This window comes from Trichlorobacter sp. (genome assembly GCF_030247655.1).
Classification (GTDB): domain Bacteria; phylum Desulfobacterota; class Desulfuromonadia; order Geobacterales; family Pseudopelobacteraceae; genus Trichlorobacter.
On the sequence record NZ_JAOTRZ010000178.1, the window covers coordinates 1 to 6,298 of the forward strand.

The 6,298-nt window shown below is 50.3% G+C and carries 8 protein-coding genes and 1 pseudogene; all 9 read left to right on the top strand.

Annotated features, from left to right (window positions below):
• Nucleotides 1–26 precede the first annotated feature (26 nt).
• Nucleotides 27–155: a hypothetical protein gene (locus tag OEL57_RS12950; protein WP_300740982.1), complete on the top strand. Its 129-nt coding sequence runs from the start codon at nt 27–29 to the stop codon at nt 153–155.
• Nucleotides 155–910 carry a succinate dehydrogenase/fumarate reductase iron-sulfur subunit gene (locus OEL57_RS12955; RefSeq protein ID WP_300740970.1) on the top strand — a complete coding sequence of 252 codons (756 nt, stop codon included), beginning with the start codon at nt 155–157 and terminating at the stop codon, nt 908–910. Before OEL57_RS12950 ends, OEL57_RS12955 begins: the two co-directional genes overlap by 1 nt.
• Before the next feature lie 58 nt (nt 911–968).
• Nucleotides 969–1,850, top strand: a complete 882-nt coding sequence (gene cas6, locus OEL57_RS12960; RefSeq protein WP_300740972.1) for a CRISPR system precrRNA processing endoribonuclease RAMP protein Cas6 — start codon at nt 969–971, stop codon at nt 1,848–1,850.
• A 144-nt stretch (nt 1,851–1,994) separates the two neighbouring features.
• Complete coding sequence (locus OEL57_RS12965; RefSeq protein ID WP_300740974.1) at nt 1,995–2,831, top strand: polysaccharide deacetylase family protein; 837 nt, start codon at nt 1,995–1,997, stop codon at nt 2,829–2,831.
• Nucleotides 2,813–3,475 (top strand): glycosyltransferase family 2 protein, encoded by a 663-nt coding sequence (locus tag OEL57_RS12970; protein WP_300740975.1) that lies wholly within the window; start codon nt 2,813–2,815, stop codon nt 3,473–3,475. Before OEL57_RS12965 ends, OEL57_RS12970 begins: the two co-directional genes overlap by 19 nt.
• 11 nt (nt 3,476–3,486) lie before the next feature.
• Nucleotides 3,487–4,869 (top strand): radical SAM protein, encoded by a 1,383-nt coding sequence (locus tag OEL57_RS12975; RefSeq protein WP_300740977.1) that lies wholly within the window; start codon nt 3,487–3,489, stop codon nt 4,867–4,869.
• Nucleotides 4,869–5,777, top strand: coding sequence for a lysophospholipid acyltransferase family protein (locus OEL57_RS12980; RefSeq protein ID WP_300740979.1), 909 nt, complete (start codon nt 4,869–4,871; stop codon nt 5,775–5,777). Before OEL57_RS12975 ends, OEL57_RS12980 begins: the two co-directional genes overlap by 1 nt.
• Nucleotides 5,770–6,027: a phosphopantetheine-binding protein gene (locus OEL57_RS12985; RefSeq protein ID WP_300740980.1), complete on the top strand. Its 258-nt coding sequence runs from the start codon at nt 5,770–5,772 to the stop codon at nt 6,025–6,027. The genes OEL57_RS12980 and OEL57_RS12985 overlap by 8 nt, the downstream gene beginning before the upstream one ends.
• Before the next feature lie 17 nt (nt 6,028–6,044).
• A pseudogene (locus OEL57_RS12990) lies at nt 6,045–6,298 on the top strand (radical SAM protein); the annotation flags it as partial.

Here is a 6,298-nt window from a genome sequence, read left to right on the forward strand (position 1 = left end):
AGCATCAGTATGATGACGGTGAAGCAATGCGTGATGACTCCAACTTCTGCTATGCCGGCGCCTGGGAGTTCAAGGGCATGAATAATGAGCCCGAGCTACACAAGGAGCCCCTCAAATTCGAGAACGTCCATCTCGCAGTAAGGAGCTACAAATAATGAGCGATCACAAGACCATGACGATTAACCTTGTCGTGTGGCGCCAGAAGAACGCTAACGACACTGGAAAATTTGAAAACTATTCTGTCAAAGGGATCACCGAGCACCACTCCTTTCTGGAGATGCTGGACGTCCTCAACGAGGACCTGATCAAGGCCGGTAAGCAGCCGGTTGCCTTTGACCATGATTGCCGCGAAGGTATCTGCGGTATGTGTTCACAAGTCATCAACGGCATGCCTCACGGCGGCCAGGAGCGTACTACCGTATGTCAGTTGCACATGCGGAAGTTCCATGATGGCGACACCATCTACATCGAGCCTTGGCGTGCCCGTGCATTCCCGATTGTGAAGGATCTGGTGGTTGACCGTGAAGCTCTGGACAAGATTATTCAGGCTGGCGGTTACACCTCCTGCCATACCGGTGGTGTACCAGACGGTAATGCTATTCTGGTTTCAAAGCCGGTTGCTGATGAATCCATGGACGCAGCAGAGTGTATCGGTTGTGGTGCCTGCGTTGCCGGTTGTCCTAACGGTGCTGCCATGCTGTTTACCGGTGCCAAGGTCTCCCAGTTTGCCGTACTGCCACAGGGCCAGCCTGAAGCAAAGGCTCGTGTTAAAAATATGGTTCAGGCCATGAAGGACTGTGGTTTTGGTAACTGTACCAACCATTATGAGTGTATGGCTGCCTGTCCTAAGGGGATTGACGTCAAGTTTATCGCCCGGATGAACAGGGAGTATCTGAAGGCTCAATTTTAATCTTATCTGATTGAAAATGGAGTTTTAGGGCGACCTTTTTAGGTCGCCCTACTTTTTTATGGACTTAAACATTATCAAACTGCATATCTCTCTTGCATCGCAGGCTGATTCGGGCCTTGAGCCGATTCTCACCGGTAAGGGGGCTGGCTTTGAAGATGCGTTACGTACGGTCAGTTGTGTTCACAAGAATCAATCCTGCACTATCTGCCAAACATCAGGTACCTGTGTTGTACCAGCGTTAATTGCCCGACATCTTTCTCAAGACCCAGACCTGGTGAGGCGGCATCAAAAACCTGGTCTTCCTTTTGTCTTTTATGCTCATTCAGACGTAAATGATCATGATAGCACATTGGGGTTGAACTTGCTGGGATCAGCCTGTGGTCATCTGCCTCTGTTTCTCAAAGCCCTGAATACACTGACTGGTCAAGATGCCTGTATTCGTCTGACTGCCAGCGATTATCAAAACGTTGCTGTTGAGCTCGATCACGTCTGTCCAGAGACGGCAGATAATCTTCCGGTATTGGCAGCTGCTGACCTGCTTACACTGTACAGTCACCGTTTCAGTTGTTGTAAAAGGATACGACTAGATCTGTTGTCACCACTACGCTTGAAACGTGATGGCCACGAGTTGAGCAGATTTGAACCACACTACTTCATCCGGTCGTTATTGCGTCGTATCTCATCACTTGCGGTTTATTATGGTGGCGGTGTTAATCAGGAGTTATTTCGACATCTTGCTCAACGTGCAACATCGGTGTCACTGGTTCGCCAGCTGCCGTCTAAAAGCATGGGTTCACTTCTGAGGGGTGTTACAGGCAGTTTTGAACTCGCCGGACCTTTTGATGAGCTTGGTCCCTTTTTGGCATTAGGTGAACAGGTACATCTTGGGAAGGGTGCTGCCTTTGGTATGGGGAGTTTTGTTGTTACCGTTATTGGCTGATTAAATGCTGAGTGAGATAAACGTGATCTGACGTCTTGGGTGTTTACTGTACTGATTTGACATTTAAACCTCGTTGTTTCAGATTGTTGACTTCATTTTAGAGAGAATGTATTTTGATGAAATTTGTCATGATAGGTGTCTTACTTGTCTTTTTCAGATTATAGCGCACTGACAATTGATGTAGAAGACTGGTACCACGTCTGTGGTATTGGCCAGCAGGCGGTTCCTCCACACAATTTGTGGCGAGTGGTGCAAAATGTTGAAAAAATAGTGGCATTACTTGAACAGAACCAAAGCAAGGCAACCTTTTTTATGCTTGGTTCCGTGGCTGAAGCGATTCCTGAACTGGCCCCTATGATCGTTGCAAACGGTCATGAGATAGCCTCCCATGGCTATTCCCATACGCTGTTAACGGATTTGGATAAACATCAGTTTCTGGATGAATTACAGCGTACTGAGCAAATTTTGATTGATCAAACCGGGAGGCGTCCTGTTGGTTATCGTGCCCCTCAATGGTCGGTGTCACCTGAAACACCATGGGTGGATGAATTATTAGCTGAGAACGGTTATCTCTACGATTCAAGCCGTAATCCGTTGCCTTTTGTTGGCGATGCATCTGCACCGCGTTATCCGTACCGGATTGACACCCCCAATGGTTCTCTCTGGGAGATTCCGCCGCTGGTAACGAAGACGAGTATTGTTTCTCTTCCAACCGGCGGTGGTTGGGGATTCAGGCTGTTTCCGTTAGGGCTTATTGTAGCAACTATTGAATCGTATGTGAGGGACGCAGCACCGGCTGTGTTGTATCTGCACCCACGCGAAGTTGATCCTGATGGGCCACGTTTGCAGTTGCCGCTATTCAAGCGCTTTCTTGCCTACGGCATGCGTACCGATGCAACGATGAAACTCTCTAGCCTATTGCAGCGTTTTCGCTCTATGACTTTGGAAGAGATGGTTCGGACATGGCAACCTGCATCCTGATACCGGCGTATAATGCTGCGGCAACATTACGGGCGGTGTTGGTTGATTGTCTGGTTTTTGATATGCCGCTGGTGGTGGTGGACGATGGCTCCACTGATGGTACTGCTCAGACGCTGGACGGTTTGCCGGTAACCTTGCTGACGCATTCGGTCAACCGTGGCAAGGGGGCGGCTCTCAAAACCGGTTTTGATTGGGCAATTCAGCATCAGTTTGATGGCGTGGTGACACTGGATGCGGATGGCCAGCATGATCCCAGCGCTATCCCACGTTTACTTGCCGAAGTTGACAAAAAAGGTTATGATTGTCTCTTAGCTTCCCGGCATAGTCAGTTTGAAGAGATGGCTGGTCTGCGTAAAGTCTGGAACCGTTTTGGGGTCTGGTGCATACGCAAAAGGACCGGATTTGAGATCACCGATAGTCAATCAGGCTTTCGTTTTTATCACGCCAGGCTGTTACGTGCGGTGAGGCTTGAAAAAAATGGCTATGATCTGGAGATGGAACTGCTGGTAAAAGGGTGGAAGGCAGGTTTTACAATCGGTTCATTGCCGGTGCCGGCTCGTGTTGCTGATGGTAGAGCAACCAGCCACTATCGTCCGGTGCAGGATACGTGGAATATCTGTATGACATTCCTGAGATACATGTAGAGAGGCGGCCTATGCTGCAATCCTTAAAAACATATACCCGTGATAAAGTAGTATCTTATCTGCTGAACATGGCAACCAGTTCATCGGATGAGACCCTGATCAAGATGACCCACCTGATGGAAATGATCCCAAAGAAACAATACTACAAGGATCGTATCCGCTGGATTCGTAACCTTGTGCAGCAAAAGCATCCTTCCATCGAATTTCCACGCAGGATTCTGAAAGAGTTGCATCCCAATCAGCGCGATAAATGGATCACCAACCTGGCAATCAATCACCTGCTTTCCGGCACTAACAAGCGCAAGGAATGGGCTGATGCAAACGGCTTTTATCCGCCTTCCACCGTGGTCATATCCGTTACCATGCGCTGTAACCTGTCCTGTTACGGCTGCTATGCCGGAGACTACAACAAATCCCTGGAATTAACCCTGGACGAGATAGACGGCGTACTTACCCAGATGAAGGAGATGGGGATCTATTTTGCGGTGATCTCCGGTGGCGAGCCGTTCTTTATGCAGGGCATATTTGAGCTGTTTGAAAAACACAGCGACATGGCTTTTCTGGTCTTTACCCACGGCGGTCTGATTGATGAAGCCCTGGTGCAGCGCCTGATTGCAGTGGGTAACGTCATGCCGGCTTTCTCGCTGGAAGGGTATGAACAGGAAACCGATGAACGGCGCGGTGCCGGTCATTTCAAGAAGGTGATGAATGCCATGCGTCTGTTGCGGGAGAATGGACTCTCCTTCTGCGGTTCCTTTACCCATTCCAGTAAAAATACCGGTATCATTACTGATCCTGCCTATATCGACTTCCTGCTGGAACAGGGGGTGTTTGCGCTCTGGCTGTTCTCCTATGTACCGGTGGGCAGAGAGCCTGATCCAGCCTTGATGCCCTCACCAGAACAGCGTGATCAACTGCGGCGGGCAACGATTCAGTACCGGGCCACCAAGCCGATGCTGTTTGTTGATTTCTGGAATGACGGCCCGATGATTTCTGGCTGCCTTGCTGCCGGGCGTAAATACCTGCATATCAATGCCAGCGGTGATATTGAACCGTGCGTTTTTTGCCATTTTGCTGTGGATAATATCCGCCGTACCAGCCTGAAGGATGCCTTGGGTTCCTCTCTATTCCGTAAAATTCGTGAAAAGCAGGGTGAACATGAGAACCTGCTGCGGCCCTGCATGTTGATAGATCATCCGGAGAACGGTCGTGAATTCTTTGAGAGTGAGGGTGCCTATCCAACCCACGATGGTGCAGAGGAGATCTTTACCGGGTTGGCAGAAGAGATGGATCAGTATTCTCGCAACTATGGCGGGATTGCGGATCAGGTCTGGGAAGAGGAGTTCAGGGAACATCCGGCCTTTAATAAAAAGAACGGAACCTGTAACGGATAATGTCGCTCTACAGCAGTCTGAACCTGTTCTTTATCAAGTTGTTTACGGTGCTGGTGCCCCGCTGGTTGCACGCTCCCTTTGCCCTGTTCTGGGGGGCGCTGTTTTACCTGCTGACGCCACGGCAACGCCGGGGCATGCGGGCTAATCTGCGGGTAGTAACCGGCAGGCAGCAGGTTGAGGGACTGCTCATCTCCAGCTATTACAAATATGCCCGCAACTGGTGCGATGTCATGCTGATGATCCAGTTGCGGGGCAGCCGTCTTCAGGCCCTGATAGGTCAACGCAGTTCCGGTAAGCCGCTGGAAGATGCCCTTGCTAAAGGCAACGGGGCGATCCTGATTTCGCCCCACTTTGGCAACTGGGAGCTGGGTGGGCTTGGTCTGGCAGACCTGGGCTACAAACTGAATGTCATGACCTTCCCTGAGCCGGATGAAAAGGTCAACCAGCAGCGGGAAAAAGTGCGGACCGAACGGGGCATCGGGGTGATCTATGTTGATCGCCATGACACCTCACCGTTGGCAGTGATTGAGGCGGTTAATGCCCTGCGCCGCAACGAGATCATCTGCCTGATCGGTGATCGTGATGGTTCCTCCAACACAGTTCAGCTTGATTTTTTTGGTCAACCAACCGATATTCCGGTTGGCGCTGCCTATCTGGCCATGGCCAGCGGTGCTCCGGTCCTACCGGTGTTTGTCCCACTCATGCCGGATGGCCGTTATGCCACCCTCATGGAAGATCCAATATTCTTTCAGAGCAGTCACGGTCATCATCGCCAGGCCATCAAGTCTGGTATGGAACAGTTGATTGCTGTTTTTGAACGCTATATCCGGCAGTATCCTGATCAGTGGTATAATTTTTTTGAATTTTGGGCTGATACTTCCCGTAAGAAAAGGATAGCAGATGAGTGATGAGCTGATTCCCAAAGTAAAACAGATGATTATCGATGCCCTGCGGATTGAAGGGATGGTCGCTGAAGAAATTGATGATGACGCTCCCTTGTTTGGTGAAGGTCTGGGGCTTGATTCCATAGATGCCCTGCAGCTGGTTGTGGCAATGGAAAAAGACTTTGGTGTTGTGGTGCCTGATGCTGCAACCGGTACCAAGGTATTTGCCTCTGTGCGGGCCATGGCTGCCTACATCGCTGAAAACCAGAAATAATTGATTCAGGCGCTCTGATGAAAATCCTCTTCCTTTCCCCTGGTTGGCCTAAAGGCCGATTATGGGGAGAATTGGGCTTCAAATTTCCTACCCTGTCGCTGGCATCCCTGGCTGCGGTTACACCGCAGGAATGGGATGTTGCGTTCCATGACGACGCTATCCGTGCCACGAATTTTGATACCGATGTCGACTTGATTGCCCTGACCGCTATGACGGCCCAGGCAACCCGGGCCTATCAGCTGGCCGATACCTTTCGGAGTCGCGGCAAGAC

Bases quoted from the DNA above. Each gene is read 5' to 3' on its own strand.
- OEL57_RS12950 (WP_300740982.1), top strand. From the start codon at position 27: ATGCGTGATGACTCCAACTTCTGCTATGCCGGCGCCTGGGAGTTCAAG.
- OEL57_RS12955 (WP_300740970.1), top strand. From the start codon at position 155: ATGAGCGATCACAAGACCATGACGATTAACCTTGTCGTGTGGCGCCAG.
- cas6 (WP_300740972.1), top strand. From the start codon at position 969: ATGGACTTAAACATTATCAAACTGCATATCTCTCTTGCATCGCAGGCT.
- OEL57_RS12970 (WP_300740975.1), top strand. From the start codon at position 2,813: ATGGCAACCTGCATCCTGATACCGGCGTATAATGCTGCGGCAACATTA.
- OEL57_RS12975 (WP_300740977.1), top strand. From the start codon at position 3,487: ATGCTGCAATCCTTAAAAACATATACCCGTGATAAAGTAGTATCTTAT.
- OEL57_RS12980 (WP_300740979.1), top strand. From the start codon at position 4,869: ATGTCGCTCTACAGCAGTCTGAACCTGTTCTTTATCAAGTTGTTTACG.
- OEL57_RS12985 (WP_300740980.1), top strand. From the start codon at position 5,770: ATGAGTGATGAGCTGATTCCCAAAGTAAAACAGATGATTATCGATGCC.